Source organism: Pseudomonas sp. BF-R-24 (assembly GCF_019947335.1).
Classification (GTDB): Bacteria; Pseudomonadota; Gammaproteobacteria; order Pseudomonadales; family Pseudomonadaceae; genus Aquipseudomonas; species Aquipseudomonas jessenii.
Genome location: NZ_JAGYGG010000031.1, coordinates 39,782 through 66,224, shown reverse-complemented (window position 1 = coordinate 66,224; position 26,443 = coordinate 39,782). Strand labels below are relative to the sequence as shown.

The following is a 26,443-nucleotide window of genomic DNA, read 5'->3' as shown; positions in this document are numbered from 1 at the left end:
CCGAACTCAGCAGTGAAACGATGCATCGCCGATGGTAGTGTGGGGTTTCCCCATGTGAGAGTAGGTCATCGTCAAGATTAAATTCCGAAACCCCTATCTGCGTATGCAGGTAGGGGTTTTGTTTTTGGCGCTCCTGTAGGCGCGAGCTTGCTCGCGATGGGCTTCAGTGCGAAATATCCCCTGACAGCCTGCGTCAGACTGTTGGACCTGTGTTGGATAGACGGCAGTCGCACCAGCTACCTAAACTGTCAGCAGATTTTTGGGATCGGGGCAGTGGATGAATCGCAATGAACTTCGCAAGGCGGATATCAACCTGATGGTGGTATTCGAAACGCTGATGCTCGAACGCAATGTCACTCGGGTGGCGGAGAAGCTGTTTCTCGGTCAGCCGACCATCAGTTCGGCGCTCAACCGCTTGCGTGCGATGTTCAATGATCCGCTGTTCATACGCGTTGGCCATCGCATGGAGCCGACGGCACGGGCCGAGGAGATCATCAGGCACCTGTCGCCGGCGCTGGATTCCTTGTCCGTGGCCTTGAGCCTGACCCATGATTTCGACCCGGCCAGCAGTACGATGTCGTTCCGCATCGGGTTGTCCGACGATGTGGAGTTCGGGCTGTTGCCGCCATTGTTGCGAGCGCTGCGCCAGGAAGCGCCCAACGTGGTGTTTGTGGTGCAGCATGTCGATTACTGGCGGATTCCCGACTTGCTGGCAGCCGGCGATATCACGGTAGGTATCAGCCAGACCCGTGGCTTGCCGGCCAATGCCAAGCGCAAGTTGTTGCGACACATCCAGCCCAGCATTTTGCGCGCCGATGCCTCTGATACACCGCTGACCCTCGATGAATATTGCGCGCGACCGCACGTGCTGGTGTCCCATACCGCCAACGTCAGTGGCTATGCCGACGAGTGGCTGGCGGATATCGGTCGCACACGCCAGGTGGTGCTTTCGGTGCCGCAGTACAGTGCATTGCCGGCCCTGCTTGCCGGCACCGACCTGATTGCCAGCCTGCCGGACTACACCGCTGAGGCGATGGCTGCATCGGGAATGCTGTTCAAGGAACCCTTTCCCTTCAAGACACCGACCCTGGATCTATCCATGGTCTGGCTCAGCCATGTCGATAGCGACCCTGCCGAGCGCTGGTTACGTTCGCGCCTGGAGGCGTTCATGAGTGAGCGTGCCGTATTGCCGCTGCCCGAATGAACAGGGTGGCGCTGTGTTATATGTACGACCCTTCCACCCCACTTACAGGAACCCACTCATGCCTCACCTGCACATGGAATACACCGCCAACCTGACTGATCTGAATGCCGAAGTGGCATTGATGCGGTTGAACAATACGCTGGTGGCTTCCGGTCAGTTTGCTGCCGAATTCGACATCAAGAGCCGCGCGATCAGGGTCGAGACGTTCAAGGTCGGTACCGCATTGGCTGAACGGGCGTTCGTGCATGTGAAACTGGCACTGTTGAGTGGTCGTTCCGCACAGATCAAGAAACAGCTGTCTGAAAGCCTGCTGGCGGTGGTGCAGGACGTGTGTGAGTGGCCGAGCGGCGTTGAAGTCCAGTTGTGCGTGGAAATTCTCGACATCGATCGCGATTCCTACAGCAAGACCGCCATCAGCAACTGAGCATCAGGCCGTTTCCTGCTCGAAGCAGGCCTGGATCACTTGCGCTCGCAGCCAGGTGTTGGCGCTGTCCTGATCAACAGCCTGGTCCCACTGCATGTCGAGGGTAAAACCCGGCAAGCCTTCGGGCGCTTCACAGTGATTGAAGGTGTCTGCACTGGCCAGCAGTCGCTGAATGCGTCGGGGCAGGGTCAGGGCATAGTCGGTGCCGGTAATCAGCTTCAACGCTGCGCTGTAGCTGTTGGCGCGTGCGACGATCTGGCGCTGTTGTGCCTGCTGCGCTAGCCAGCCGTCGACCATGTTGGTGGCGGACGTCCAGGGTGTCGGGAACACGTGTCGACGTTCGACATAGGTTTGCAGGCTCAAGCGTGGTTCTGCCGGCGTGGCGCGTTTGTCGAAAACACACACCAGGTCATCTTCGAGCAGCGTCTGCGATTTGAAATCGACGTGACTGCGATGAAAGTTCGGGCCGAAGCACATCACCAGGTCGAGGCTGCCTTCGCGCAACGCTTGGGCAGGGATATCGGCCTGGAGTTTGAACACATTGACCATCACCGGAAGATCGGCGAGGTCGAAGGTTTTCAACAAGCGCGGCAGGATCAGTTGCTCGAAATATTCCGGGGCGCAGATGTTGAAGGTCACGGGTTGCAGGCCTGGGTCGAACGTGGGTAAGCCGGCGTGACACAGGTTGATGCTTTCGAGGATTTTCAGCACGTGAGGGTACATCGCGCTGGCCTTGCCGGTGGGCTGCATGCCGCCGGTGCGAGTATTGATGAACAGTTCGTCCTCGAAACTGGTGCGCAGTTTTTTCAGGCAGTAACTCACGGTGGACTGGCTGACGCAAAGCGTCTCGGATACGTCGGTGACGCTGTTCTGCTCATACACGGCGACGAACACCATGAGGTCCTGCATGTCGAGCTTTCTAAGCGAATTACTGTTCAGCATCCATTCCATCTCGCTGCGTCCCTTGCGCTGACCGTGTGCAAGGGTGGTGAATTATCCTAGCGGAATGGGCGAGCAGGGAGAATGCCTTGCAGGACGTTTCGCCCAAGGCCGTGTCAGCCCTGGACCATCGCCGACACGGCGCGGCGGCTGGACATCAATAGCGCGAACATGCCGAGGCCCACCAGCACCGCGCCGGTCATTTCCAGCGGCAGCGGCGTCTGGTGTCCCCATAGCCAGTGGAACAAGGTGATGAACAGCGTGCTCAGGTAGATGTAGGAAATCACCGAGGACGGCGCGATCACGCCGATGGCCCGGTGCAGCAGCCAGAACGTCGCCAGGGTGGCGAACACTGCCAGGTACATCAGCCAATAGAAGTCGTTGAGCGTTAGTAATGATGCCGAACGCCAACCGCCACTCAATCCACAGAACACCAGCAGAAACAGCGCACCGAACAACATGTTCCAGAACGTCATGGGCACCGGTTCGCGTCCCTTGAGGCTATTGTCTTTCAGGCGCTGGCTGAGGGGGGCGTAGAGCGCCATCGCCAAGCAACCGATGCCGTACACCGTCAATGCATAGGGCGATGGCAACTCGCCGGGGCCGGTGCCTTTCATGATCAACAACACCGCCCCGGCAGCGGCGAGCAGCATCGGCATAATCCGTTGTTTCAGACGGCTGTCAGGTGTGAGCACGGCTTCGAAACCCAGGGTCATCAGTGGCACCAGCGTGAACATCGTCCCGGTGTTGACGGCCGAGGTGTAGCGCAACGCTTCGAACAGCGAACCGAAGTACAGCGCCAGCAGCAGGCCGAGCACCGCGTGACCAAACAGTGCGCGGGCGGTCATGACGGCATCGCCTTTGAGCAGCAACAACGGCAGAAACACCAAAGCGCAAAACAGCAGGCGTAAACCCGTCAGCAGGATCGGGTCGATGGCCTGGCTGACTTGCGCCGCCGCGGAAAACGATGCGGCGATCAACAAGGCCCAAAGCAGCATGCTGGCGTGAGCGACGGCGAAAACGGTGGTTTTCATGGCAGGCTCCGGGTCAATGGATGTGGCGGGCGTAGTGCCTTGGGTTGAAGCGCAAAACCATCAGCATCATCAGTGCCATGACCGCCGTGAGCGACCACCAGGCCCATTCAAAGCTGCCGAGCTGGTCGCGGATGATCCCCGCCAGCAGCGGCGACAGGCCGGCGATCAAGTAGCCGATGCCTTGTACGAATGCGGTCAGGCCGCCAGCACGCAATGGATTATCCAGGTGATCCAGCGATACGATCAGGCTCATCGGGAACAGGCCGCCAATGCCCAGCCCCAGCAGGCATGGCCACAGCAGGCTCAAATGCCTTGGGCTCAGAATCAATCCGCAGAAACCGGCGATGATCAGTGTCAGCAATACCATCAGCACGACGCGGCGGTCGCGGCTGCGGTTGGCGATGACGGGCGTCAACAGACCCGACAGCACTTCCATGGCGGTCAGAAAACCGAGCAGCAATCCGGCGTGCTGCTCGCTCCAACCCTTTTCTACGTAGTAAGGCGCCAGCCAGGCCAGAACACAGGTGTAGGACGCAGTGCCCAAGCCAAAGAAAATCGCGAGTAACCACGCGCGGGAATTGGCAAAGTACGAACCTTTGCCGGATGCCCTCGAATCCAGTGTTGGCATCCCCGCGCTTTGGCTGCGCCAGAAGAGCAATGCCAGCACGGCGAGAACGGCCCAGATCGCCAGGCCCATACGCCAGCTGCCGGTACGCTCCATCACCAGCGGCGCAAAGGAGGCACCCATGGCCGCACCGCCCATGATCGATGTGACGTAGAGCCCCATGCACAGGGCTACGTGGTCGCTGAAGCGGGATTTGATCAACGCTGGCATCAGGGCCTGGATCAGGGCGATCCCGACACCGGCCAGCACCGCGCTGTGGAGCAACTGCGCGGCTGAATCAAGGAACAACCGCGAAAGCGTGGCCACGCCGATGATCAGCAACGAGAAGACTACCGTGCGTTGATCGCCGAATCGCTGACTGACGCGCAGGCCGACAAACATCGCCAGCCCCATGGCCGTCACCGGCAACATTGTCAGCAGTGAAGCCTGGCTGAAGCTCAGCGCAATGTCGTCGCGAATCGCTGAGAGCAGCGGCCCGACAGCGGCCATGGAAGGGCGCAGGTTCAGGGCAACCAGGACAATGCTGAACATGAGCCAGAGGGCAGGGCGGGAAGTGGCTCGGGTGTTTTCCATGATCGGACCTTGATGAATAGGCGGGCGATTAAGGCGCGCGAGGCCCGAAGGGCGCAAATCAGAAAGTCCGGGGTGGTATTTAGAAATCAAATACAGGCCTTCTCCCCACAGAAGGCAGCACAAAACCGCCAAATGTTTAGCCAGACGACATCCAAGGTTCTTCAAATCCTGATTTAACGACTTAAGCCATCGTGTGACGCTGCGGGTCATCTGTTTTCTGCGGTTCTCTCTATGGACGGTTGGCCAGTCGCAATCCACTGCAAGGCATCCAACGGCGTTCGAGCGTCGAGCCTTGGTCGTCGATTCACGCCTGCCACCGCGCCAAACCTCTCTGCACTTCCTTCTGAACTGGCTTTTTGGGCGCTGTGGCATTGCCGCCATGCGCGCCCGCCGGATTCCTGCTTTTTCCGCTGATTGTTCCTACCTGTTCCGCTTGATGGCGGGATTAAAGTGCGGGTGCTTTTGCGTACCCGTCTGACACGGAAAAAGAGAGTTCCCATGAGTTGTGCCACGACCTCGTTTGCCACCCGGCAAGAAGCCCTGACCTTTCTGGAGCAGAACCCGGATATTGAAATGTTCGAGCTGTTCATCCTCGACAACAACGGTGTGCCGCGGGGCAAGTTGCTGCATCGTGACGAGTTGCTGGCGGTGTATGAAAGCGGGCGACCATTGCCGAGCACCATCCTCGGCCTGACCATCAACGGTGATGACGTGGAAAACTCCGGGCTGGTCTGGGATGTCGGTGATATCGACTGCCGGGCCTACCCGATCAGCGGCAGCCTCACGCGTATGCCGTGGCGTCTGATACCGACCGCGGCCGTGCAGGTCAGCATGCACCCAACGGAGGGAATGCCCGCCACTATTGCCGATCCCCGTCATTTGCTGGCGAAGGTCATCGAGGGTTTGCAGGCAGACGGTTATTACCCGGTCATGGCGGCGGAATTGGAGTTCTACCTGCTGGATCAGCAACGCGACAGCAATGGCCGACCGCAACCGGCACGGGATGTCGATGGCGGGCGTCCGTACGGCACCCAGGTCTATGGTTTACGCGAGCTTGAACAGATCGAGCCGTTCCTGGCCGATCTCTACAGTGCCTGCAAACTCCAGGGGATTCCGGCGCGCACGGCCATTTCCGAATACGCGCCGGGGCAAGTGGAGATCACCCTCGAACACCGCACCGACGCACTACAGGCGATGGATGAAGCGGTGCGCTACAAGCGTCTGGTCAAAGGCGTGGCGCACAAGCACGGCATGACAGCCTGTTTCATGGCCAAGCCTTTCGATGACCTCGCTGGCACCGGGATGCACATGCACGTGAGCCTGGCGGACAAGGACGGCAACAACCTCTTCGCCAGCGAAGCTGCGGATGGAACGCCGCTGCTCAAGCAGGCCGTCGCCGGCATGCTCAGTACCTTGCTCGATTCGCTGTTGCTGTTCTGCCCCAACGCCAACTCCTACCGGCGATTCCAGGCCAACAGCTATGCGCCCCTGGCGGCCACCTGGGGCGTAGACAATCGCACGGTGAGTTTGCGTGTCCCAGGTGGGCCTGCGTATTCCCGGCACATCGAGCATCGAATTTGTGGCGCAGATGCCAATCCCTATCTGGCGGCTGCGGCGATTCTGGCCGGTATTCATCGCGGTATCTGCGAACAACTCGATCCTGGTGCGCCGGTGGAAGGCAATGGCTACGCCCAGGCCACGAAACTGTTGCCGACAGACTGGCTGACCACCTTGCGATCACTGGAAGGTTCGAGTTGGGCCAGGGAAGCCTTCGGCGGTGAATTCCTCGGCGTCTACCTGGCGGTAAAACGCGCTGAGTATCGTCAATTCATGGGGGCGGTCGGTGAACAGGACTGGCGCTGGTACTTGCATCAGGCTTGAGTCGAATCTGAATCGGGGCTGAACCATTCTCAAATAGTCTGAAAGTGTCAGGTGGACTTAATAAGCCAACTAATTGTTGGCTTATTTTTCACAAAAAATTGATTGTTGGCTACCTAAAATTACAGCTGTCTCGGTAAATGAAATTTTCACATTTGCCGGAGATACTTACTTTCAGGATCCGCCAAATATCATGCTTAAGATTAAAGCCGTGCGCCCTGAATGGGTGACACTGATTGCCAGCACGTTTTTGTTAGTTGGCTTCAATTACGTACTTTGGCAACACCTGTTCGAAATCACCGCATCCGATGGCAAAGGCATCGTCATGCGCGCGGCCTTCGGGGTGATGATCTTCGCGGCCTTCAACATTGTGCTGACCCTGCTGGCATTCCGGCCGGTGCTCAAGCCGCTCCTGACCCTGCTGTTCATGACCAGCGCGGGCGTGGTGTATTTCATGAGCCAGTATGGTGTGTTGATCGATACCGGCATGCTGCGTAACTTCGCCGAGACCAATGCAACGGAAGTGCGTGACTTACTGTCGCTCAAGTTGTTTGTTTATATTTTACTGCTCGGCGTTTTGCCGTCCTGGCTGTTGTGGAAGACACCGATTAATTATCGTCGTTGGCACCGTGAACTGCTCAGTAAAATTGTGGTGACTTTTGCCTCGGCAGCAGTCATTGGTGGAGTTGCACTGGTCAACTATCAAGGCCTGTCTTCGCTGTTTCGCAATCACCACGAGTTACGCCTGATGGTGGTGCCAAGTAACTACATTGGTGCCTCGGCTGGCTTCTTGCGCGAGCAGGTTGCGTCTGCACATCAACCTTTTGTGAAGCTCGGTGAAGATGCCCGGCGCAATCCAGCCTGGCAAACTCACGGGCGCAAATCACTGACGGTACTTGTCGTGGGTGAAAGTGCCCGGGCGGAGAACTTCGGCATTCTTGGCTATAGCCGCGACACCACTCCGAAGCTGAGTAAGGAAGACGGCCTGATCGCTTTCACCGATGTGCACTCCTGCGGTACTGAAACCGCCGTATCGGTGCCTTGCATGTTCTCCAACATGGGGCGCAAGGACTACAACGCCAGCAAGGCAAAGAACGAAGAAGGCCTGTTGGACGTGCTCAAGCATGCGGGTATCGACGTGATCTGGCGTGACAACCAGTCAGGCTGCAAAAGTACGTGCGATCGCGTCACCCTTCAGGACGTCAGCAATCTGAAGGACCCGGCGCTGTGCGCCAACAGTGAATGCCGCGATGAAATCCTGCTGCAAGGGCTGCAGCATTTCATCGATACCCTGGACAAGGACACGGTATTGGTATTGCACCAGATGGGCAGCCACGGTCCTGAGTACTTCAAGCGTTATCCGAAAGAGTTCGAGCGCTTCACTCCGGTTTGCGAGAGTAATGCCCTGAACAATTGCAGCCGCGAAAGTATCGTCAATGGCTACGACAACACCCTGGTCTATACCGACCATGTACTGTCGACCTTGATCGATCTGCTGCGCAGCAACCAGGACAAAGTGGATACCGCGATGCTGTATCTGTCGGATCACGGCGAGTCCCTGGGTGAATACAACTTGTTCCTCCACGGCACGCCCTACATGCTGGCACCGGAGCAACAAAAGCATGTCGCCATGTTTGCCTGGTTCTCCGACAGCTATAAAAAGTCGTTTGCGCTAGATACCCGCTGCTTGCAACAAAGCCGTGAAAAGTCCCTCAGCCAGGACAACCTGTTCCATTCGATGCTTGGGCTGCTGGAGGTCGACAGCAAGGTCTACCACCAGGATCTGGACATGTTTGCCGGATGTCGTGGTCCAGTGACAGACGGCGTGTTGGCCAAGGAATGATCGCCTCTGACTCTGTTTCACGCAGCGGCCACCGACCTGGTTTTTGACCGGTGTTGGCCGAACACGGTGATTCTCGCGACGGTTCCAGGTGCTGGGTAAGACCAGCTAGCTTGGCTTTGTAGGACTATTCTTTATGTCACGCAGTAATTTTCGCTAATGCTCTTGTTCAGTGGATGCGCGGAAATCGCCGGGGGCGATATATACTGCGCGCCATTCTTCAAGGGAGAGCCGTGTGGCCATCGATATTCACTGGATTCGCGACAACGATAGCCTCGGACGGTTGTGTGCCGAGTGGCAACAGTTGCCATTCGTTGCCCTCGACACCGAATTCATGCGGGTCGACACCTTCTACCCAATCGCCGGCCTGCTGCAGATCGGTGATGGCGTTCGCGCCTATCTGATCGACCCGCTGACCATCGACAACTGGCAGCCATTGGCCGCTTTGCTGGAAAACCCTGCGGTGGTCAAAGTTGTCCACGCGTGCAGCGAAGACCTCGAAGTCCTGCTACGCCTGACCGGCAGCCTGCCAGCGCCGCTGTTCGATACGCAACTGGCTGCCGCTTATCTGAACCTTGGTTTTTCCATGGGTTATTCGAGGCTGGTGCAGGAAGTGCTCGGCATCGACCTGCCCAAGGGGGAAACCCGTTCCGACTGGCTGCAACGCCCGCTTTCCGAAACCCAGATCAGCTATGCCGCCGAAGATGCCGTGCATTTGGCTGAAGTTTTCGTAAAACTGCGTCCAAAGCTTTCCGACGAGAAATACGCCTGGGTCCTGGAAGATGGCGCCGAACTGGTGGCCAACCTGCGCCGCGAGATCGACCCGTACGAGGTCTATCGCGATGCCAAGCTGGCCTGGAAGCTGTCTCGCGCCCAACTCGCCGTTTTGCGTGAGCTCTGCGCCTGGCGTGAAAAGGAAGCCCGGGCGCGCGACCTGCCGCGCAACCGGATCATCCGCGAGCATTCGTTGTGGCCGCTGGCGCGAACGCAGCCCGATAACCTCGGCGCCCTGGCGAAAATCGAAGACATGCACCCACGTACCGTGCGTCAGGACGGCGAGTTTCTGCTTGATCTGATCAAGCGCTCTGGCAGTGTGTCGCCTGATCAGTGGCCGTCAGCCGTGCCGGAGCCGTTGCCGGTGGATGCTGCTGCGCTGCTCAAACAAATGAAGGCCATAGGCCAGGCCGAAGCCGAGCGCCTGAACATCGCGCCGGAACTGATGCTGCGCAAGAAAACCCTGGAAGCGCTGCTCAAGAGCGGCTTCCCCAATGGTCCCTACCAATTGCCTGATTCGCTGCGTGGCTGGCGCCGCGAATTGATGGGCCAGGCGCTGCTCGACAGCCTGGCCACCGCCGGAGAACAGCCTTGAAACGTATTTGCTCCATCTACCGCAGCTCGAAAAGAAACGAAATGTACCTGTATGTGCTCAAGAGCGATGCTCTGGAGCGCGTGCCGGATACCCTGATGGCAGCCTTCGGCAAGGCCATCCACGCGTTCGACCTGGTGCTGAGCCCCGAGCGCAAGCTGTCGCGCGAGGACATCACGGTCGTGCTGGAGAACCTCGAGAAACAGGGTTATCACCTGCAAATGCCGCCTGCCGAAGACGAGTACATCGAGCACTTGCCGGAAGAATTGTTGCGTCGCAACGATCCGATGTGAGCGGCAGACAGACTCTGTTCAGAGTGGTTATGAAACACTGATTGATTTTAGCGATGGCAGCATCGACGGAGCACTGCTCTGTCGGCGGCCGTCTGCACTGTTTTTGAAAGGTTTGAAGCATGCGCGTCCTGATTGCTGAACACGACCACCCCGTGTACGCCCAACTGTTGCGCGAGGCGGCACCGGACCTGGAGGTGCTGACCAGCGGTGATTCCGCCGAACTGGCCAGCCAGGCCGCCGATTGCCCGGTGTGGCTCGGCCAGCCTGATTTGCTGGCGACCCTGTTACGCCAGGGTCATCAACCGCAATGGCTGCAATCGACCTGGGCCGGCATCACGCCGCTGCTGGCCGATGGCTTGCCGCGGCACTATCGGCTGACCCGTGCAGTCGGAATCTTTGGCCAGGTCATGGCCGAGTACGTGCTCACGTACATGCTCGGTCACGAGCGTGAAGTGCTGGCGCGACTGGTCAGCCAGGTCGAGCGCAAGTGGGACAGTCGCCAAATCCAGAGCCTGGCGGGGCGCAGGGTGTTGATCGTCGGCACCGGTGATATCGGTCAAAGTGTCGCGCAGTTCCTCGTGCCGTTTGGCGTCGAACTGTATGGCGTTGCCAGCAGCGCACGGGAGCAGGCACCGTTTATCGAAGTCGGTTCGATGGCGGATTTGCCGCGGCTGGTCGGTGAAGTCGATTACGTGGTCAATCTGCTGCCGAACACGCCGGACACCCACGATGTCTACGACGCGGCGCTGTTCAAGCAATTCAAGCCGACCGGGTTGTTCATCAACGCCGGGCGCGGAGTGGCGGTGGTTGATGCGGATCTGGTGGATGCCTTGAAGGAAGGGCATCTGGCGGGTGCAGTGATCGATGTGTGCCGTCAGGAACCCTTGCCCCAGCGTCATCCGTTCTGGACGGCCTGGGGCCTGCTGCTGACCGGCCACAGCTCGGCCCCGACTTCGCCTTCGATGATGGTGAAGCTGTTTGTCGAGAACCTGCGGGCTTATGAGGCGGGAGAGGCGTTGCGCGGGGAAGTGGATTTCGATCGCGGGTATTGATTCGCCGCAATCAAAAATGTGGGAGCGGGCTTGCTCGCGAAAGCGTTGTGTCATTCAACATATCTTTGTCTGACACGGCCTCTTCGCGAGCAAGCCCGCTCCCACATTGGTTTTGCAGTGTGGCTTAGAGGGTGAAGTCACCTTCAGCCGCCAACTCGCTCAACGGACGACGCGGGCTGGGTTCTTCACGGGCTTGCAGATAATCCGCCAGGCTCGCCTTGTCCCCCAGCTTGCCCACCGCGACGGCGGCGTGCAGGGCGTAGCCTTCAGGAATGTTCAGCGCCTTGCGGGTCAGCTCCTGGTCGAAGCCGGCCATGCCGTGGGTGTGCCAGCCGCTCAGGCTCGCTTGCAAGGCCAGGTGGCCCCAGGCGGAACCGGTGTCGAAGGTGTGCCACAGGGCCGGGGTTTCTTCGGCGGCGCCAGGCACGGCGAAGGTGGTTTTCGAAATCACGATCACCAGGGCCGAAGCATGTTGCGCCCAGCTGCGGTTGAATTCGTTCAGCAGGCCCAGGTAACGCTCCCAGTTCGGCGTGTCGCGACGAGCGTAGAGAAAGCGCCAGGGTTGCGAGTTGTAGGCCGAGGGTGCCCAGCGGGCGGCTTCGAAGAAGCTCAGCAGGGTTTCCTCCGGAATCGTTTCGCCAGTGAAGGCGCGGGGCGACCAGCGATCGGTGAACTGAGGGTGAATGGCGTAATCGGCAACGCGTGGGTTGGCACTCATCAAGAGATTCCTGGCTACGTTTGAAAGTGGGAGCAACACAAAACCCTACTTGGCAGCGCGAAAACTGACAAGCCCGGTGTACCGACAGTCGCCAATGCTTGGCCCGCGGAGCTGCGGGCACTAGACTGGCGGCCTTTTCACCACCTGATGTCGATACTCGAACCATGGCCGCCAAAGTAGAACCGTTCTGGATACGCAAGACCCTTGATCAACTCGATCAAGAGGAATGGGAGTCGCTGTGCGACGGTTGTGGATTGTGCTGCCTGCAAAAGCTTGAAGACGAAGACGACAACAGCGTCTATTACACGCGCATCGCCTGCAAGTTGCTGGACCTGAAAACCTGCCAGTGCACGGACTATCCCAACCGCCGTGACTCGGTGCCGGACTGTATCCAGCTCACGCCGGGCAAGGCCGACGAATTCAAATGGCTGCCACCGACCTGCGGTTATCGCCTGGTCAGCGAAGGCAAGGACCTGCCGTTGTGGCATCACCTGGTGTGCGGTGATCGCGATGCCGTTCATCACGAGCGGATTTCCCAGTCCGGGCGCATGCTCGCCGAAGGCAGCGTGCCGGAAGATGATTGGGAAGATCATCTGATTTTCCGCGCAGGCTGATTGCCTGAGGTTCAACGTTTCACGAAGGAGTGTGTATGGCTGTGGGATGGCGGCAGGCGTGGATCCTTGGATTACTGGCCGTGAATTCGCCGACATGGGCTGCGAACAAGGTCAATCTGGATTACCACGTGCGCCTGTTGCCGCAGAGCGATCAGGCCGAAGTGCGCCTGACGCTCGCCCAGGGCTCGGCGGTACGCAGCCTGGATTTCGATCTTGGCGACGGCAGCCATTACAGCGATTTCAAGGCTGACGGCCAATGGCAATTGACCCCCGGCAAAGCGGCGCGCGGTGTCTGGCGTCCGGCTGCGGACAAGGCCAGCCTGACCTACCGCGTGAGTATCAGCCACGGGCGCAAGAGCGGCAGCTTTGACACGCGCATGACGCCAAGCTGGGCGTTGATGCGCGGCGACAATCTGGTGCCGGCTGCCAGACTCGATCAACAGGACGGCATCGAACTGGTTTCACGTCTTGAGTTCGAGCTGCCCGGTGGCTGGAAAAGCGTTGAAACCGCTTGGCCGCGAATCGGCCCGAATAAATTCCGTATCGATAACCCTTCCCGACTGTTCGACCGGCCTACCGGCTGGATGCTCGCAGGTGAGCTCGGCAGTCGCCGCACTCGTCTGGGCGAGACCGAAGTCACAGTCGCCTCGCCGCTGGGGCAGGGCATGCGCCGTATGGATGTGCTGACGCTGCTGACCTTCGTCTGGCCGCAAGTGCAGGCGCTGTATCCGCGACACCCGGGCAAACTGCTGATCGTCGGGGCCAATGATCCAATGTGGCGCGGCAGCCAGTCGGCGCACGAGTCGATCTACCTCAACAGTCGTCTGCCGGTGGTCAGCGAAAGCGGCACCAGTGCCTTGGTCCGTGAGTTGGCCCAGGTGTTCGGGCGCGTCAAAGGCACCAGGCGCAGTGACTGGATCAGTGAGGGCTTTGCTGAGTATTACGCCATCGAACTGGTGCGTCGGGCTGGCGGCATGAGCGATGAGCGCTACGAGAGCCTGCATCGCAAATTGGTCAAGATCAGCCAGAAAGTCACCACGCTGCGCGGTGAGCGGATCAGCTCGACGCAGGTGGCCAGGGCGGTGGTGTTGCTGCAGGAACTGGACCGCGAGATTCGCCTGAAAACCCACAACAAGCGTTCGCTGGATGATGTGTTGCGCGAGGCGATGCGGCTGGGGGAGATCGATACCCAGGGGTTTGTTCAGCTCAGCGAGAGCGTGATCGGTGGTTCTTCAAAAGTGCTCAGTACCGAGTTGATTCAGTAACACCGCCATTCGCGAGCAAGCCCGCTCCCACATTTGATCTGTGCCAGGCACAAAACCAATGTGGGAGCGGGCTTGCTCGCGAAGAGGCCAGTTGCTTCAGCGCAAATCCAGGATCAAACCCCGGCTTTCGGCGACTTCAAGGAATCATTGCCGGTAACGGTTGCGGTTTTGGTCGCCGCCTCGGCATTGGCCTTCAGCGTCTTCAACTCTTCACCCGCCCGCTGAATTTTCGCCCGCACGTTGTTCATGTCCTGACGGCTTTTCTCCAGCAGGCTTTTCGCCGAGCTGTGGCCGGTAATTCCACGCGCCAGGGCCACGCCGCCGATGGCCACCTGGATCAGGCCAAAGATCCCGCCACGCCGCAGTCCCTTGCCCACCATCACCACGCCGCCAGCCAGGGAGCCAATGCGTTCCCAGCCCTGCACGTTTTGCTCGGAAGGGCTCTGGAACGGGGTGGATTCGATACGCTCGACGGGTTTGAGTTCGCTCATGGTCTGTCTCCAGGCTTCAGTGATCGATAGTCAAACTGACAGCCTGGGCGGGCAGCTCGTTCAATCGGATGTGTGGCGATTCAGCGGAATTTTGGTCCGGAGCGGGTATTGAGCCCCTTGGACATGCGGTCGTAGAGCACGACGTTGACCGTGGCGGCCAGGTTCATGCAACCGGTGGTCGGAATGTAGACCACGTCTTCGCACCAGTCGCGAATCTCTTTATCCAGCGATCCGTCTTCCGGGCCGAAGATGTAGAGCGCGCGATCCGGGTGGGTGTATTCCGGCAACGGGCGGGCGCCCTCGACCAGTTCCACGGCGACGGGCACACAATTGAGGGGCAGAATTTTCTTCAGGTCGTCGATGCCGATCAGCGGGATGTCGTAGTGCACGCGCTTGGTATCGGTGACGAAGTCGGCGGCGCGCTCATAGCGCTTGCCGGTGTAGAACACCGACGCCACGCCATAACAGCCAGCGGCGCGCATCACCGAACCGACGTTCTCCGGTGATTTGGGGTTATACAAACCAATGCAGCTGTACCGTTTGTCTGCCACGAGCGGGGTGCCTTTCGGGAAAAAAGCGGGATTATACGGGGATTGGGCGGCAGCGGTCAGTTTGGAGATTGGCGGTGGCAGGGCTATTGCCATCGCGAGCAAGCTCGCTCCCACATTTGATCTGTGTCGTTCACAAAATCAACTGTAGGAGCGAGCTTGCTCGCGATGAGGCCGGATCAGGCGCTGAAAATCTTCAGTCTTCTTTCTTCATCAACCCCGCCAACGCCGCAAACGGATTGTGCGTGGCCTTGGCGATTTTCGGCGTGCTCAGCGAGCCTTCGTCGAAATACTGCTGGTCGGTATACCGCGAGTGTTCGTTATCGTGGCAGTACAGACACAACAACTCCCAGTTCGAGCCGTCCTGCGGGTTGTTGTCGTGGTTGTGGTCGCGGTGGTGCACGGTCAGTTCGCTCAGGCGCTTGCCGGAGAACTCACGGGCGCAGCGGCCACAGACGTGCGGGTACATCTTCAGGGCCTTGTCGCGGTAGCCCATTTCCTTGTCGCGCTGGTTGTCGGCGAGGATGCGATCCAGCTTCGAGGTGTTGGTCGGGGTGGACGAACTCATGGGTTCACCTTTGTAGAAAGACTAATGACGGTTATAGGGTGAAGTTTAGCCTAGCCCTTGAGCTTCTCGGCAATCCAGATGGTGTGGCGGGTGCCCTTGTTGCCGTGGGCGAAGACCTGCACTTCCTCGGCCTTGAAACCCGCCTTTTTCAGTTTGTTGGAAAACTGCCGGTCAGCGCTGGCCGACCAGACGGCCAACACGCCTTTTGGTCTCAGGGCCTTGGCGCAGGCACTGAGGCCTGCGGCGGAGTAAAGCCAGCTGTTGGCTTTCTGAGTCAGGCCTTCGGGACCGTTGTCGACGTCGAGCATGATGGCATCGAAACCCTGGGGCTCGGCCTGCAGGACTTTGGCCACGTCTTCCATGCGAATCACGGTCCGCGGGTCTTGAAGCGGGTTTCCGGCTTTCTCGCCGAGTGGCCCGCGATTCCACTCCACGACGCCAGGCACTAATTCAGCGACCACCACTTCGGCAGTCTTGCCCAGGTGCCTGAGCGCCGAAGCGAGGGTGAAACCCATGCCCAGGCCGCCGATGAGCACCCGTGAACCCGGTCGGCCGGCGACCTTGCGACACGGGATCTCGGCCAGGGCATCTTCGGAGCCGTGCATGCGCGTGTTCATCAATTGTCCGCCGTCGCCGCCCTGGATTTTGATGACAAAATCCTCGCCGTATTCGAACAGGCACAGGGCGCCGCCGTTTTCAGGGATGGGGGTGGTGTCCAGCAGAACGAAACGTTTCATGGGGCTCACTTGAAGAAAATTGGCAGAACTCGGGAGGGCAAACAGACGCAGTTGGGAGTAGCCTGTTTATGACGACAAGGCCAACGGAGCCATTGATGAAGCGCACCATTCTAACGGTCATTGCCCTGGCCGCGCTCTCGATAACTGCAGTGCAGGCGCAACAGCTGCAATCGATTCCCGTAAGCCCCGCGCCGATACCCGGTTCGCCCGGCACCGCGACGCCCACGCCGTACCCGCAAATCAGCCCGGCGCCTTTGCCTAAAGTCGGCCCCGGCAGTAGCGGTCCGCCGTTGGTGCCGATTGAAATGCCCAGCCCGCCGATCAAGGACCAGCCGATACCGGGCCTGGAGCCCAATCCGCCGAAAACCAAATCGCCGGGCGGCTAGACCTGCTGCGAAAGCAGTTGACCGTCGGCCATGCGCAAGCGTTTGGAGAGGGACACGGCGAGGGCGCGGATGATCTTGGCGGCGATTTTCGGTGCGTCGTTGAGCATCTTTTCCAGCGAGTCCTTGCCCAGGTTGAGCAACTGGCAGTTGCTTGCGGCCACGCAACTGGCCGAGCGCCGTTCGCCGTCGAGCACGGCCATTTCACCGAACGAGCGGCCGCTGCGCAACGTGGCGATGGTGACTCGCTGCCCGTCAGCGTTGGTTTTCTGCACCGCCACCTGACCGGTATGGATGATGCACATGAAACTGCCGGCATCGCCCTCCTGGAAAATTTCCTCGCCCTGGGCAATGGTGCTGATACTGAAGTAGCCCGAAGCCGCGGCGAAGTCGGCTGGCTGCAGTTGATTGAACAGGCCGCAATCCATCAGCCAGTCGCGAATTTCGTTGTTCAGAAAGGTTGGTTCAGACATGTCGTCACGGTCTTTTTTGTGATTGTTGCTGACTTGAATTCACCGCAAATCCCTTGTGGGAGCGGGCTTGCTCGCGAAGGGGCCGTAACATTCAGCAGAGATGTTGACTGACACACCGCCTTCGCGAGCAAGCCCGCTCCCACAGGGGTTTTGTGTTGTATCGGCTGCCGGTGTACGCAATTAAGACCGGCACACCGCGCCAGGTTCCTCAGGCCATGCCCAAAACCTTGAACAAAAATGCATATTCGAGTGCTACGTCACGCAATCCCTGGTATCGCCCGCTCATCCCGCCATGCCCGGCACCCAATTCAGTCTTGAGCAGCAGGGGATTGCTGTCGGTCTTGGTCGCGCGCAATTTCGCCACCCACTTGGCTGCTTCCCAATACTGCACGCGGCTGTCGTTGTAACCGGCGATCACCAGGGTTGCCGGATAAGCTTGCGCGGTGACATTTTCATACGGGGCGTAGGCCTTGATCCGATCATGGACGTCCGGCTCTTCAGGGTTGCCCCACTCGTCGTACTCCGTCACGGTCAATGGCAGATCAGGGTCGAGCATGGTGTTGAGTACGTCGACGAACGGCACTTCGGCGATGGCGGCGCCAAACAGCTCCGGCCGTTGGTTGAGCACCGCGCCGATCAGCAAGCCACCGGCGCTGCCGCCACTGATAGCCAACTGCGGTGCAGTGGTGAAGCCTTGGGCGATCAGGTGTTCAGCGCAGGCGATAAAGTCGCTGAAGGTGTTGTGCTTGTGCTCCTGCTTGCCGGCGCGATACCAGGCTTCCCCCAGTTCGCCGCCGCCACGCACGTGGGCAATGGCAAACGCCATGCCGCGATCCAGCAGACTCAGGCGCGCGTGGGAAAACCACGGGTCGAGGCTTTCGCCGTAGGCACCATAGCCGTAGAGGTACAGCGGCACGGGTTTGCCCAGGTCTGCGCGCTTGATCACCAGGCTGATGGGCACTTGCGTGCCGTCCGGCGCAGTGGCCCACAGGCGTTGGCTGACGTAGGCGTCGGCATCGAACGGGCCGAGCACCGGGGTTTGCTTGAGGACTTTCTGCTCGCCGGTCGCCAGTTCAAGCTGACGGATTTGCGCCGGACGGTTCAACGCTTCGTAGCGCAGGCGAATCCGGTTGCTTTCGAACTCCAGGCTGTTTTGCACGTGCAGGCTGTAGGCCGCATCCGGCAGTTGCACACGATAAGGCGCCAGGCTTTGTGGGTGAACTTCAATGACCGGCAAGCCGCCAACCCGCAGGCTCAGGGTCATGGCCCCGGTGTTAAGGCTGATGCCGTCGATCATCACCGTGTCGCTGTGGGGGATCAGGTTCTGCCAGTCGGCTTCGGTGGGCGCGGCGCCGGTATCGACGGCCGTGTACAAGGCGAAATTGATGCCGTCACGGTTGCTGCGAATGAACCAGGTCCATTGACCGTCGAGTACGCCGTGGTCGACGTCGTACTCATGCTCCTCGACCCGTGGCGCGATGCAGGCAAAGGCGTGCTGCGGTTGGTTGGCGTCAAGCACCCAGGCTTCGCTGGTGGTCTTGCTGCCCACGGACAGCAGCAATTGCTGCTCGGAGCTTGAACGGTAGCAATGCATGAAGAAGCGCCCGTCCGGCTCATGGAACACTTCTTCGGCCGCCGTGCCGTCCAGTCGATAGCGATACAGCTTGTGCGGACGATGGGTGTCATCCAGTTCGCCAAAGAATAGCGTCAGGCTATCGTTGGCCCAGGTCATGCTGCCGTCGCAGTCCTGGAATTCCAGCTCGCTGACACGGCCGTCGGACAATTCCTTCACGAACAGCGTGTAAATCTCCTCGCCGCTGGAGTCGATGCTGTAGGCCAGACGCTGGTGGTCCGGGCTGATACTGAACGCCCCGAGCGAAAAGAAACCACCCTTGGCCAGTTCGTTGGGGTCCAGCAGCAGTTGTTCGCGGCTTTCGTCGAGGGTCAGGCTGTCATCGGCCGGACGCGGGCAGCGGTAGTGCCTGGCGTACTCATCGCCTGCCGTGGTGCGGGTGTAATACAGATAGGGGCCCCACGGCGAGGGCAGGGACAGATCGGTCTCGAGAATCCGCCCCTTGATCTCTTGGAACAGGGTTTCGCGCAATGCGGCCTGGTCGGCGGTTTGCGCTTGCTGATAGCTGTTTTCGGCTTTCAGGTAGTCGAGCACTGCCTCGGTGTCGCGCTCTTGCAGCCAGGCATACGGGTCGGAGCCTTCAGCCTTGTGGGCAATCGGAGCGTCGTGAATGTTGGCGGATAGGGGCATGAAGGGCTCTCGAGCAGTGTACGGAATAGGGGCTTGGCAACCTGTGGGAGCGGGCTTGCTCGCGAAGGCGTTGGGTCAGTCAATATCATTGTTGAATGATAAGCCGCATTCGCGAGCAAGCCCGCTCCCACATGGATAGCGCCCAACAGTCAGGCATTGATGCAGCCTGATGGGCGAAAAGCCGTTATCATAAGCGCCTCTTTGCCTGCCTTGCCATGGACACCATGACCGAGAACGACTATCTGATCGCTTGGGGCCTCTACGCCTTCGCCGCTTTGGGCTGCCTGTTGGTGTGGATGCGCTTGACCCGCTGGATGTGGCGTTGGCTGCGTGAGCCGCTACGGCTGGCGATGTTCGTGCTGCTGTTCAGCCCGACCATCATCGACCCGGTCAAGGACAAAGTCGCACCGGCTCTCGCCATTACCGCGCTCGACCTGCTGTTCAAGGTCGGCAACAACGCCTGGCGGGCGATTTCCGATCTGTTCATGTACGGCATGATCGCGTTCGGCTTCTATCTGGTGCTGGTGGCGATCCGTTTCCCCATCGAGCGCGCCTCCAATGCCCGCAGGGAACAGGCTGCCGCCGCCAAAGCCGCCGTCCGTGCCGACGAGCCCGAGGACGATCAACCGTTCGGCGGTGCCGGCGATGATCGTTACGGTCGTCCGCCCGTGCCGAGCAGCCCTCAGCGGATGCGAGTCGAACCCCGTCTGTAACCTTGCCCCTGCGATTGAGCGAGAGTCCGAGCATGTGTGAGTTATTGGGCATGAGCGCCAATGTCCCGACCGATATCGTGTTCAGCTTCACCGGGCTGATGCAGCGCGGCGGACGCACCGGCCCGCACCGCGATGGCTGGGGCATTGCCTTCTATGAAGGCCGTGGACTGCGGCTGTTCCAGGACCCGGCGGCGAGCTGCGAGTCGGAGGTCGCGAACCTGGTGCAGCGCTATCCGATCAAGAGCGAAGTGGTGATCGGGCACATCCGCCAGGCCAACGTCGGCAAGGTCTCCCTGTCCAACACGCATCCGTTCGTCCGTGAGCTGTGGGGGCGCAACTGGTGTTTCGCCCATAACGGCCAGTTGGCGGACTTCCAGCCAGTGGCCAGTTTCTATCGCCCGGTCGGCGATACCGACAGCGAAGCGGCTTTCTGCGATTTGCTCAACCGTGTGCGTGCGGCGTTCCCCGAGCCGGTCGAGGTCGAAGAGCTGCTGCCTGACCTGGTGGCAGCGTGCGCCGAATACCGCAGCAAAGGCGTGTTCAACTGCCTGCTCAGCGACGGTGACTGGCTGTTCTGCTATTGCTCGACCAAGCTGGCGCAAATCACCCGTCGTGCACCGTTTGGCCCGGCGCGCTTGAAAGATGTCGACGTGATCGTCGACTTTCAGGCCGAAACCACGCCTAACGATGTGGTGACCGTCATTGCCACCGAACCCCTGACCGAAAACGAAACCTGGACCCGTTACGAACCGGGTCAATGGAGCCTGTGGCGACGCGGCGAATGCGTCAGCCAGGGCCAGACCGAATAAGGACTCCTTGCATGTTGCTCAGTTATCTACGGCTGGTGTTGTTTGCGGCGGGCCTGTTGATCGGTGTCCAGGTACCGGGCTTCATCAGCGATTACGCCAAACGGGTCGAGGCGCACCTGATCGAGGCGCAGGCCAGTCTGAGCGGCTTCCAGAACACCGCCAATCAGTTCTTCAAGGGTGACATGCAGGCTCTGGTCGCGCATTACCGCGCCAGCGAAGACCCGATCTTTCGCAGCGACGCCGACAGCCTGGGCAACCTGCTGACCCGTCAGGTGGCGCTGGACAAGCAATTCCAGGCGATGCAGGGCCCGTGGTACATCCGCTTCCTGCAAGTGGTGCTGGCCGCCGATCCGGATATCCGCAAGGAAACCTGGAATGGCTACAGCTACCAGATCCTGTTGACGCCCGAAGCGATGGTCTGGGGCATGAGCGGCGCCTTGCTGCTGTCGTTCGGGATCGAGTGCCTGTTCCGACTGATCGACTGGGTGGTACTGGGCGGCAAGCGTCTGCGCCAGAGCCGGCCGATCGAAGAGCGGGATTTGCGCGGTTTGTAACCCCGTCGAACGTCAAGGAGCCGGCAAGCCGGCTCCTCGGTTGATTACCAATCTATCGAATAGCTCATGCTCAAGGTACGGCCTTCGGCGTTGGGGTATGGCGCTTTGGCGTTGGCCTGGGCGAACAGGTTGACGTACGTGCGGTTGGTCAGGTTGTACACCCCGCCTTCCAGGCGACCGACCGGCAAGTACACGGAGCCGAGCAGGTCCACCAGCGTATAGCCTTCGATGTCGCGCCCGTTGTTGTCCTTGGCCGCAGCGTCGTAACTGGACAGGTGCATGCCTTGCAGACGCAGGCTGTAGTCGTCTTCGGTGTAGCCGACGAACAGCGTGGTTTTGGCCGGTGAAATGCGTGTTGCCGGCAGATCGATCCATTTCCCGTTCTGCTGGGTCTCGCCCTTGGCCCAGGCATAGGTACCACCCACCGACCAGTGATCGGTTGCGCGGTAGGTCAGGCTGTTTTCGATGCCGCGAACCCGCTCCTTCTGATTGATCAGACGCAAGACACGGCTATTGGCATCGTAGAACTGGGTCACGTCCGAGGTGTTTTCATAGACGGTAACGTCGGCTTGCCACCGGTCCCAGTCACCGCGCCAGCCCAGCTCATAGCTGTCGACCTTGATGGCCTGGGCGTTGAGGCTCTGGATGTCGAAGGTGCTGCTCACGTCACGCAGGAAGCGCTGGATGTCCGGCAGCGAAAAGCCCTGGCTGTAATTGGCGAAGACGTCCTGATGTTCACTCAGGTGATAGACCGCGCCCAGGTTATAGAGCGTGGCGTCGTATTTGAGGGTGTCACCGGGCAGGATGGCGCGTACGCCGGTCTGCACGATCTGACCGTAGGCGATGCTGTCGGAGACCTCGCTTTCGATCCATTCGCGGCGCACACCGCCACGCAGGGTCCAGTCTCCGATATCCCAGGACATCTGCCCGAACAGCGCCTTGGTGGTGGTTTCGATATCCGGGCCCATCTCGTAGGTGGTGCCGGTCTTGGTGTAGGTCAGCCCTTTGAGGGTGTATTGGTCACCGCGTTGGCGGGAGCGTTCGTGATCATAGTCGGCGCCCCAGACCAGGTTGCCTGTGGCGCTGCCGATGGCCGGCAACGGCGTGTCGATGGCCGCACGCAGGCCGTAGACATCCTGCACGCTGTTATTGTCGGCGATCCCGGCCTTGCCTCGCGACAGGTCCGGGAAGAACAACGCGTCGACCCGGCGCCAGTAACTTTCCAGTTGCAGGCCCTGGCCGTAGAAGTCGTTGTCGGTGTAGTTGAGGTTGGCCGCCTGGTTATGGGTATAGGGTTGGTCATCAAGTTTCAGCCCTTGGACCGCCACGGCTTGCTGCGAGTTTTTCGGGTCTTTGGTGTAGCCGGTGTCCTGCTGGTCCTTGTAGTCCTGCAGCGACAGGCTGAGTTTTTTGTCTGCATCCAGTTCGTAACCGAAACGACCTTGCAGGTCATAGGTTTCGGTGTCCATGTTGCTGCCCTGGGATGTGTCCTGAGGGATGCGGTTGCCGTTGCCGTCGTACTGATCGTTGCGCTGGGTCAGGTCGGCGGACACGTACCAGTCCAGGGCATCCTTGCGCCCGGTCGCACTCTGAAAGGCCTCGTAGGCGAAACCCTTGCTGTTGAGGTTGTTGCCGCTGGTCAGGCCCAGTTTGCTGCTGTAGGCAAGGTCCTGACCCTGATTGCGCTTGGTGATGATGTTGATGATGCCGCCTGAGGCACCGGCACCGTAAATGCTGCTGGCGCCGGAAACCACCTCGATGCGTTCGATACTGGCCGGCGCGATGCTGTTGAGCTGGCGGAAGTTGTCACGCGTGGCGTTCTGCGACACGCCGTCGATCAACACCAGCATGTTGCGCCCGCGCAGGGTCTGGCCGAAGTTGCTCATCCCGCCGCTGGACGGCGCCAGGCCGGGAACCAGTTGCCCCAGAATGTCGGAGACCCGACGCCCTGCGCCACTCTGCTCGCGGATCTGTTGCTCGTCGATCACCTGGACCGAGCCAGGAATCGAGGCAATGCTCGCTTCGCTGCGAGTCGCGGAAACGACGGTGGCTTGCATGTTCAATGTGCCGGGTTGCTGATCGCTGTCCTCGGCCCAGGTCTGGACGCTGACGGAGCCGAGCAGCGGAATCAGCAAGGAAAGTTTGGTTCGGGTCATGAGGTGGTCTTTTTTTAGTCGTGATAAGTGTGGCTAGGCAAATTTGCGGGGGCGGATGTGGAGGTGAATGAGCGCACCCGGCGGATCCCGAGGGCAAAACCCTGCTGGCTTGAAAACACGGTGTTGGCGATCAGTGCCTAGGTGATGGGGGACAGTGCGCCTTGCCAGATGCCCCGGAGACGAGAACCCCCAGCCATTCGTAAGCCAGTGCCGTGGCCGCCAGTGTCAAGGCGCAGAGCCAGGCAACGCTCTCGATGAGACGCAAGATGTAAGCGGGATCAGACGCTGGAAGCGGCGCAGCGCGGCGGGCGCCGGTGCATAGCTCAAATGGTCGGGGGTGATGCGGCGAGACTGGAAGGCCTGAGTGCCGAAGGCTTCGTTCCAGTGTGAGAGCAGTTGCTGCTGTCTTTGCGTGAAAGCGCGCATCAAGTCCGATTCCTTCTGGACAGTGGTTTAGCTGAATGCGCGCAGAGAATACATTTTCAAAATATTAATGCAAATGATAGTAATTGCTTGTTGTGCTGTGGGGCGCTCCTTTTCAGAGGCTGGCCAGGGGTTTGCTCAAGACCATGTAGTGCTCGCCTACCTTCTGCGCATACCGCTCCACCACGTGCTGGCACAACGTCACAATCTCCTCGACCCACTCCGCGCCGACCCGCCATGACACCACCACCTGCAGGTTGGGCGGGCGTTGATCGATGGCCAGCAAGGTCAATTCCCCCCGCTCCAGTTCCTCGGCCACCAGCACCGGTGGCAATGCGCCGATGCCGAAGCCGTCGCGCAACAAACGGGTGATGGCCGACACCGAGTTCACGCAGTTCAGTCGCGGTGTCATGACGCCATTGGCCTGCATCAGCGCCAGCACTTCCTGATGCGGATGGGAGTTTTTCGAGTAAGTGATAATCCGCTCACGCGCCAGTTCGGCGACGTTCGTGTAATTTCGGTTGTAGATCGAGTTGCTGGCGACGATCCAGCCCATGGGGTGGCTGGCCAGTTCCAGGCTGCGCACGCTTTCCTGGCGCAGCAGGTCGGTTTGCAGGATCACATCGAGAAAGCCTTTTTGCAGCTGATCGCAGAGGTTGAGCGAGGTATCGGCCACCAGTTCGATTTCCACCAGCGGGTAGTGATCGGTCATCTGCGCCACCAACGGGCTGAGCCAGGTATGGATCACCGTGTCCATCACGCCGATGCGCACCCGTCCGGCCTTGCTCGAGCGGGTCTCGATCGACTGTTTGAGCGCCTGCATGGTGTCCATCATCTGCTCGGCGTAATCGAGCACCTTGAGGCCTTCGGGCGTCAGGCTCACGCCGCGCGAATCCCGCAGAAACAGCTTTACCCCCAGCTCGCTTTCAAGCACTGCGATGCGGCTGGAAATCGAGGCCTGAGTGGTGAAGAGTTTGTCGGCGGTCAGGCGGAAACTCTTGAGTCGGGCGACCCAGACAAAGGTCTCGAGAAACTTCAGGTTCATGGGATAAAGATTTCTTATGTCTAAGGCGGGTTTTTATTAGTTGGACGCAGCAGGGGCGCCCGTCCAAAAATCGGCGCATCCGGTTCCCACGATAGGCGTCGTCGGGGCTCAGAACAATACCAATAAAATCAGCGCGGAGATTTGCCATGAGTGCGCCCGACACCACCGCCATTCCGAAAGCCTCGGCCCGTCCGGGACCTTTCGACTGGTATCGCAACATCAATCAGCAGGAACGCCGCACCTTCTGGAGCTGCAAGATCGGCTATGGCCTGGACGGCATGGACACCCAGATGCTCAGCTTTGTGGTGCCAACCCTGATTGCCATGTGGGGCATCACCACCGGCCAGGCCGGGCTGATTCACACCAGCACGCTGATCGCTTCGGCCATCGGCGGCTGGGTAGCGGGGATTCTCTCCGACCGCATCGGTCGTGTGCGCACCTTGCAATTGACTGTGTTGTGGTTTGCCTTCTTCACCTTCCTCTGCGGCTTTGCCCAGAGCTACGAGCAACTGCTGATTGCACGGACCCTGATGGGCTTCGGTTTCGGCGGCGAGTGGACGGCCGGCGCGGTGCTGATCGGTGAAGTCATTCGAGCCAAGGACCGTGGCAAGGCCGTGGGCATGGTGCAGTCCGGCTGGGCGCTGGGTTGGGGGCTGACCGCGATTCTGTATGCGCTGCTGTTCTCGGTATTGCCACCGGAAGACGCCTGGCGTGCGCTGTTCATCCTCGGCATCGTGCCGGCAATATTCGTGATTTTCGTCCGCCGCCTGGTCAAGGACCCGGAAATCTATCGTGAAGCCAAAGCCAGGCAGGAGCCGAGCAACCCGTCGAAGTTCTACGAGATTTTCGCCCCCGGCATGCTCTTCACCACGATTCGCGCTTCGTTGCTGACCACCGGCGCCCTGGGCGGCTACTACGCGATCACGTCCTGGTTGCCGACTTTCCTGAAGAACGAGCGTGGTTTGAGCGTACTCAATACCAGCGGTTATCTGGCGATGGTGATCGTCGGGTCCTACGTGGGTTATGTCATCAGCGCCTATTTGACCGACATCCTCGGACGTAAAAAGAACTTCATCCTGTTCGCCGTCGGCTCGTTCACCATTGTGTTGCTGTACACGCAACTGCCGGTCAGCAACGGCGTGATGCTGTGGCTGGGCTTTCCGCTGGGCTTCTTTGCCTCCGGGATCTTCAGTGGCATGGGTGCATTCCTGACCGAGTTGTTCCCCACGCGCATTCGCGGTTCGGGCCAGGGTTTTTGCTACAACATCGGACGGGCGCTGGCGGCGTTGTTTCCACTGTTGATTGGCCTGCTCAGCCAGACCGTGCCGCTGAGTGTAGGCATCGGTGCCTTTGCGGCGGTTTCCTACGGCGTGGTGATCCTCGCGGCCTTGAGTTTGCCGGAAACCCGTGGCAAGCAACTCGACGCCCAGTAACTGATAACCTGCGGGGCTGTCT

26 protein-coding genes and 1 pseudogene are annotated in these 26,443 nt (G+C 59.8%); 14 read left to right on the top strand and 13 right to left on the bottom strand.

The genetic code is table 11. The features are described 5' to 3' along the window. Window positions 1–277 precede the first annotated feature (277 nt). Entirely contained in the window at window positions 278–1,204 is a 927-nt protein-coding gene (locus KGA98_RS21660; protein ID WP_150815309.1) for a LysR substrate-binding domain-containing protein, read from the top strand. A gap of 58 nt (window positions 1,205–1,262) precedes the next feature. Then, window positions 1,263–1,628: a 5-carboxymethyl-2-hydroxymuconate Delta-isomerase gene (locus KGA98_RS21655; protein ID WP_223503727.1), complete on the top strand. Its 366-nt coding sequence runs from the start codon at window positions 1,263–1,265 to the stop codon at window positions 1,626–1,628. Window positions 1,629–1,631: 3 nt separating this feature from the next. Here the strand turns inward: KGA98_RS21655 and KGA98_RS21650 are convergent, their stop codons facing one another. The 3 genes from KGA98_RS21650 to KGA98_RS21640 all read right to left on the bottom strand — a co-directional run bounded on the left by KGA98_RS21650 (window position 1,632) and on the right by KGA98_RS21640 (window position 4,799). After that, window positions 1,632–2,570 carry a LysR family transcriptional regulator gene (locus tag KGA98_RS21650; RefSeq protein WP_223503725.1) on the bottom strand — a complete coding sequence of 313 codons (939 nt, stop codon included), beginning with the start codon at window positions 2,568–2,570 and terminating at the stop codon, window positions 1,632–1,634. A gap of 113 nt (window positions 2,571–2,683) precedes the next feature. Beyond that, a complete protein-coding gene (locus tag KGA98_RS21645; RefSeq protein WP_223503723.1) occupies window positions 2,684–3,601 on the bottom strand; it encodes a DMT family transporter in 918 nt (305 codons plus the stop codon). A gap of 13 nt (window positions 3,602–3,614) precedes the next feature. Continuing rightward, complete coding sequence (locus KGA98_RS21640) at window positions 3,615–4,799, bottom strand: cyanate transporter (protein ID WP_223503721.1); 1,185 nt, start codon at window positions 4,797–4,799, stop codon at window positions 3,615–3,617. Window positions 4,800–5,297: 498 nt separating this feature from the next. Between KGA98_RS21640 and KGA98_RS21635 the strand changes: the two genes are divergently transcribed. The 5 genes from KGA98_RS21635 to KGA98_RS21615 all read left to right on the top strand — a co-directional run bounded on the left by KGA98_RS21635 (window position 5,298) and on the right by KGA98_RS21615 (window position 11,228). Continuing rightward, complete coding sequence (locus KGA98_RS21635; protein ID WP_223503719.1) at window positions 5,298–6,680, top strand: glutamine synthetase family protein; 1,383 nt, start codon at window positions 5,298–5,300, stop codon at window positions 6,678–6,680. Between the two features lie 190 nt (window positions 6,681–6,870). Then, complete coding sequence (locus KGA98_RS21630; RefSeq protein WP_223503717.1) at window positions 6,871–8,520, top strand: phosphoethanolamine transferase; 1,650 nt, start codon at window positions 6,871–6,873, stop codon at window positions 8,518–8,520. Window positions 8,521–8,752: 232 nt separating this feature from the next. Then, on the top strand, window positions 8,753–9,886 hold the full coding sequence (rnd, locus tag KGA98_RS21625; protein ID WP_150815305.1) for a ribonuclease D: 1,134 nt from the start codon (window positions 8,753–8,755) through the stop codon (window positions 9,884–9,886). Continuing rightward, on the top strand, window positions 9,883–10,176 hold the full coding sequence (locus tag KGA98_RS21620; protein ID WP_057716006.1) for a YcgL domain-containing protein: 294 nt from the start codon (window positions 9,883–9,885) through the stop codon (window positions 10,174–10,176). Before rnd ends, KGA98_RS21620 begins: the two co-directional genes overlap by 4 nt. 119 nt (window positions 10,177–10,295) lie before the next feature. Then, entirely contained in the window at window positions 10,296–11,228 is a 933-nt protein-coding gene (locus KGA98_RS21615; RefSeq protein ID WP_223503715.1) for a D-2-hydroxyacid dehydrogenase, read from the top strand. Between the two features lie 124 nt (window positions 11,229–11,352). Here KGA98_RS21615 and KGA98_RS21610 read toward each other — a convergent pair whose 3' ends face one another. Further along, window positions 11,353–11,946, bottom strand: coding sequence for a nitroreductase family protein (locus KGA98_RS21610; RefSeq protein ID WP_057716004.1), 594 nt, complete (start codon window positions 11,944–11,946; stop codon window positions 11,353–11,355). A 164-nt stretch (window positions 11,947–12,110) separates the two neighbouring features. On the opposite strand from KGA98_RS21610, the gene KGA98_RS21605 reads away from it, so the two are divergent. Both KGA98_RS21605 and KGA98_RS21600 read left to right on the top strand, forming a co-directional pair. Continuing rightward, window positions 12,111–12,560, top strand: coding sequence for a YcgN family cysteine cluster protein (locus tag KGA98_RS21605; RefSeq protein WP_008015986.1), 450 nt, complete (start codon window positions 12,111–12,113; stop codon window positions 12,558–12,560). Between the two features lie 35 nt (window positions 12,561–12,595). Then, a complete protein-coding gene (locus KGA98_RS21600; RefSeq protein ID WP_223503713.1) occupies window positions 12,596–13,825 on the top strand; it encodes a hypothetical protein in 1,230 nt (409 codons plus the stop codon). A gap of 113 nt (window positions 13,826–13,938) precedes the next feature. Here the strand turns inward: KGA98_RS21600 and KGA98_RS21595 are convergent, their stop codons facing one another. The 4 genes from KGA98_RS21595 to KGA98_RS21580 all read right to left on the bottom strand — a co-directional run bounded on the left by KGA98_RS21595 (window position 13,939) and on the right by KGA98_RS21580 (window position 16,169). Further along, window positions 13,939–14,316, bottom strand: a complete 378-nt coding sequence (locus KGA98_RS21595) for a DUF2892 domain-containing protein (protein ID WP_057716002.1) — start codon at window positions 14,314–14,316, stop codon at window positions 13,939–13,941. Window positions 14,317–14,396: 80 nt separating this feature from the next. Then, entirely contained in the window at window positions 14,397–14,867 is a 471-nt protein-coding gene (locus KGA98_RS21590) for an RNA methyltransferase (RefSeq protein WP_007993783.1), read from the bottom strand. A 193-nt stretch (window positions 14,868–15,060) separates the two neighbouring features. Next, window positions 15,061–15,432, bottom strand: coding sequence for a YajD family HNH nuclease (locus tag KGA98_RS21585; RefSeq protein WP_007898702.1), 372 nt, complete (start codon window positions 15,430–15,432; stop codon window positions 15,061–15,063). Between the two features lie 50 nt (window positions 15,433–15,482). Continuing rightward, window positions 15,483–16,169: a spermidine synthase gene (locus KGA98_RS21580; RefSeq protein WP_223503711.1), complete on the bottom strand. Its 687-nt coding sequence runs from the start codon at window positions 16,167–16,169 to the stop codon at window positions 15,483–15,485. Window positions 16,170–16,264: 95 nt separating this feature from the next. Here KGA98_RS21580 and KGA98_RS21575 point away from each other — a divergent pair, with 95 nt between their 5' ends. Further along, window positions 16,265–16,555 carry a hypothetical protein gene (locus KGA98_RS21575; RefSeq protein WP_057716000.1) on the top strand — a complete coding sequence of 97 codons (291 nt, stop codon included), beginning with the start codon at window positions 16,265–16,267 and terminating at the stop codon, window positions 16,553–16,555. On the opposite strand, the gene KGA98_RS21570 is transcribed toward KGA98_RS21575, so the two are convergent. Next, window positions 16,552–17,025, bottom strand: a complete 474-nt coding sequence (locus KGA98_RS21570) for a Crp/Fnr family transcriptional regulator (RefSeq protein ID WP_057715999.1) — start codon at window positions 17,023–17,025, stop codon at window positions 16,552–16,554. The genes KGA98_RS21575 and KGA98_RS21570 overlap by 4 nt on opposite strands. Before the next feature lie 208 nt (window positions 17,026–17,233). Further along, a complete protein-coding gene (locus KGA98_RS21565) occupies window positions 17,234–19,288 on the bottom strand; it encodes a S9 family peptidase (RefSeq protein ID WP_223503709.1) in 2,055 nt (684 codons plus the stop codon). 215 nt (window positions 19,289–19,503) lie between these two features. On the opposite strand from KGA98_RS21565, the gene KGA98_RS21560 reads away from it, so the two are divergent. The 3 genes from KGA98_RS21560 to KGA98_RS21550 are packed head-to-tail and all read left to right on the top strand — an operon-like array spanning window position 19,504 to window position 21,364. After that, complete coding sequence (locus KGA98_RS21560) at window positions 19,504–20,001, top strand: MFS transporter (protein ID WP_223503707.1); 498 nt, start codon at window positions 19,504–19,506, stop codon at window positions 19,999–20,001. Window positions 20,002–20,033: 32 nt separating this feature from the next. Then, entirely contained in the window at window positions 20,034–20,810 is a 777-nt protein-coding gene (locus KGA98_RS21555; protein ID WP_090453698.1) for a class II glutamine amidotransferase, read from the top strand. An 11-nt stretch (window positions 20,811–20,821) separates the two neighbouring features. Further along, window positions 20,822–21,364, top strand: coding sequence for a DUF2937 family protein (locus KGA98_RS21550; protein ID WP_095945362.1), 543 nt, complete (start codon window positions 20,822–20,824; stop codon window positions 21,362–21,364). 44 nt (window positions 21,365–21,408) lie between these two features. Here KGA98_RS21550 and KGA98_RS21545 read toward each other — a convergent pair whose 3' ends face one another. The 3 genes and pseudogenes from KGA98_RS21545 to KGA98_RS21535 all read right to left on the bottom strand — a co-directional run bounded on the left by KGA98_RS21545 (window position 21,409) and on the right by KGA98_RS21535 (window position 24,988). Next, window positions 21,409–23,520: a TonB-dependent receptor gene (locus KGA98_RS21545; RefSeq protein ID WP_223503705.1), complete on the bottom strand. Its 2,112-nt coding sequence runs from the start codon at window positions 23,518–23,520 to the stop codon at window positions 21,409–21,411. Window positions 23,521–23,534: 14 nt separating this feature from the next. After that, a pseudogene (locus KGA98_RS21540) lies at window positions 23,535–23,797 on the bottom strand (MFS transporter); the annotation flags it as partial. A gap of 261 nt (window positions 23,798–24,058) precedes the next feature. Then, window positions 24,059–24,988, bottom strand: a complete 930-nt coding sequence (locus KGA98_RS21535) for a LysR family transcriptional regulator (protein ID WP_218496908.1) — start codon at window positions 24,986–24,988, stop codon at window positions 24,059–24,061. A 146-nt stretch (window positions 24,989–25,134) separates the two neighbouring features. Here KGA98_RS21535 and KGA98_RS21530 point away from each other — a divergent pair, with 146 nt between their 5' ends. Further along, the gene (locus tag KGA98_RS21530; RefSeq protein ID WP_057715993.1) at window positions 25,135–26,421 is read left to right on the top strand and encodes an MFS transporter; all 1,287 of its coding nucleotides are present in this window, start codon (window positions 25,135–25,137) and stop codon (window positions 26,419–26,421) included. Window positions 26,422–26,443 lie beyond the last annotated feature (22 nt).

Bases quoted from the DNA above. Each gene is read 5' to 3' on its own strand.
- KGA98_RS21580 (WP_223503711.1), bottom strand. From the start codon at position 16,169: ATGAAACGTTTCGTTCTGCTGGACACCACCCCCATCCCTGAAAACGGC.
- KGA98_RS21645 (WP_223503723.1), bottom strand. From the start codon at position 3,601: ATGAAAACCACCGTTTTCGCCGTCGCTCACGCCAGCATGCTGCTTTGG.
- KGA98_RS21655 (WP_223503727.1), top strand. From the start codon at position 1,263: ATGCCTCACCTGCACATGGAATACACCGCCAACCTGACTGATCTGAAT.
- KGA98_RS21585 (WP_007898702.1), bottom strand. From the start codon at position 15,432: ATGAGTTCGTCCACCCCGACCAACACCTCGAAGCTGGATCGCATCCTC.
- KGA98_RS21630 (WP_223503717.1), top strand. From the start codon at position 6,871: ATGCTTAAGATTAAAGCCGTGCGCCCTGAATGGGTGACACTGATTGCC.
- KGA98_RS21550 (WP_095945362.1), top strand. From the start codon at position 20,822: ATGTTGCTCAGTTATCTACGGCTGGTGTTGTTTGCGGCGGGCCTGTTG.
- KGA98_RS21570 (WP_057715999.1), bottom strand. From the start codon at position 17,025: ATGTCTGAACCAACCTTTCTGAACAACGAAATTCGCGACTGGCTGATG.
- KGA98_RS21545 (WP_223503705.1), bottom strand. From the start codon at position 23,520: ATGACCCGAACCAAACTTTCCTTGCTGATTCCGCTGCTCGGCTCCGTC.
- KGA98_RS21640 (WP_223503721.1), bottom strand. From the start codon at position 4,799: ATGGAAAACACCCGAGCCACTTCCCGCCCTGCCCTCTGGCTCATGTTC.
- KGA98_RS21660 (WP_150815309.1), top strand. From the start codon at position 278: ATGAATCGCAATGAACTTCGCAAGGCGGATATCAACCTGATGGTGGTA.
- KGA98_RS21650 (WP_223503725.1), bottom strand. From the start codon at position 2,570: ATGCTGAACAGTAATTCGCTTAGAAAGCTCGACATGCAGGACCTCATG.
- KGA98_RS21530 (WP_057715993.1), top strand. From the start codon at position 25,135: ATGAGTGCGCCCGACACCACCGCCATTCCGAAAGCCTCGGCCCGTCCG.
- KGA98_RS21610 (WP_057716004.1), bottom strand. From the start codon at position 11,946: ATGAGTGCCAACCCACGCGTTGCCGATTACGCCATTCACCCTCAGTTC.
- KGA98_RS21555 (WP_090453698.1), top strand. From the start codon at position 20,034: ATGTGTGAGTTATTGGGCATGAGCGCCAATGTCCCGACCGATATCGTG.
- KGA98_RS21575 (WP_057716000.1), top strand. From the start codon at position 16,265: ATGAAGCGCACCATTCTAACGGTCATTGCCCTGGCCGCGCTCTCGATA.
- KGA98_RS21615 (WP_223503715.1), top strand. From the start codon at position 10,296: ATGCGCGTCCTGATTGCTGAACACGACCACCCCGTGTACGCCCAACTG.
- KGA98_RS21560 (WP_223503707.1), top strand. From the start codon at position 19,504: ATGGACACCATGACCGAGAACGACTATCTGATCGCTTGGGGCCTCTAC.
- KGA98_RS21600 (WP_223503713.1), top strand. From the start codon at position 12,596: ATGGCTGTGGGATGGCGGCAGGCGTGGATCCTTGGATTACTGGCCGTG.
- KGA98_RS21565 (WP_223503709.1), bottom strand. From the start codon at position 19,288: ATGCCCCTATCCGCCAACATTCACGACGCTCCGATTGCCCACAAGGCT.
- KGA98_RS21635 (WP_223503719.1), top strand. From the start codon at position 5,298: ATGAGTTGTGCCACGACCTCGTTTGCCACCCGGCAAGAAGCCCTGACC.
- KGA98_RS21595 (WP_057716002.1), bottom strand. From the start codon at position 14,316: ATGAGCGAACTCAAACCCGTCGAGCGTATCGAATCCACCCCGTTCCAG.
- KGA98_RS21605 (WP_008015986.1), top strand. From the start codon at position 12,111: ATGGCCGCCAAAGTAGAACCGTTCTGGATACGCAAGACCCTTGATCAA.
- KGA98_RS21535 (WP_218496908.1), bottom strand. From the start codon at position 24,988: ATGAACCTGAAGTTTCTCGAGACCTTTGTCTGGGTCGCCCGACTCAAG.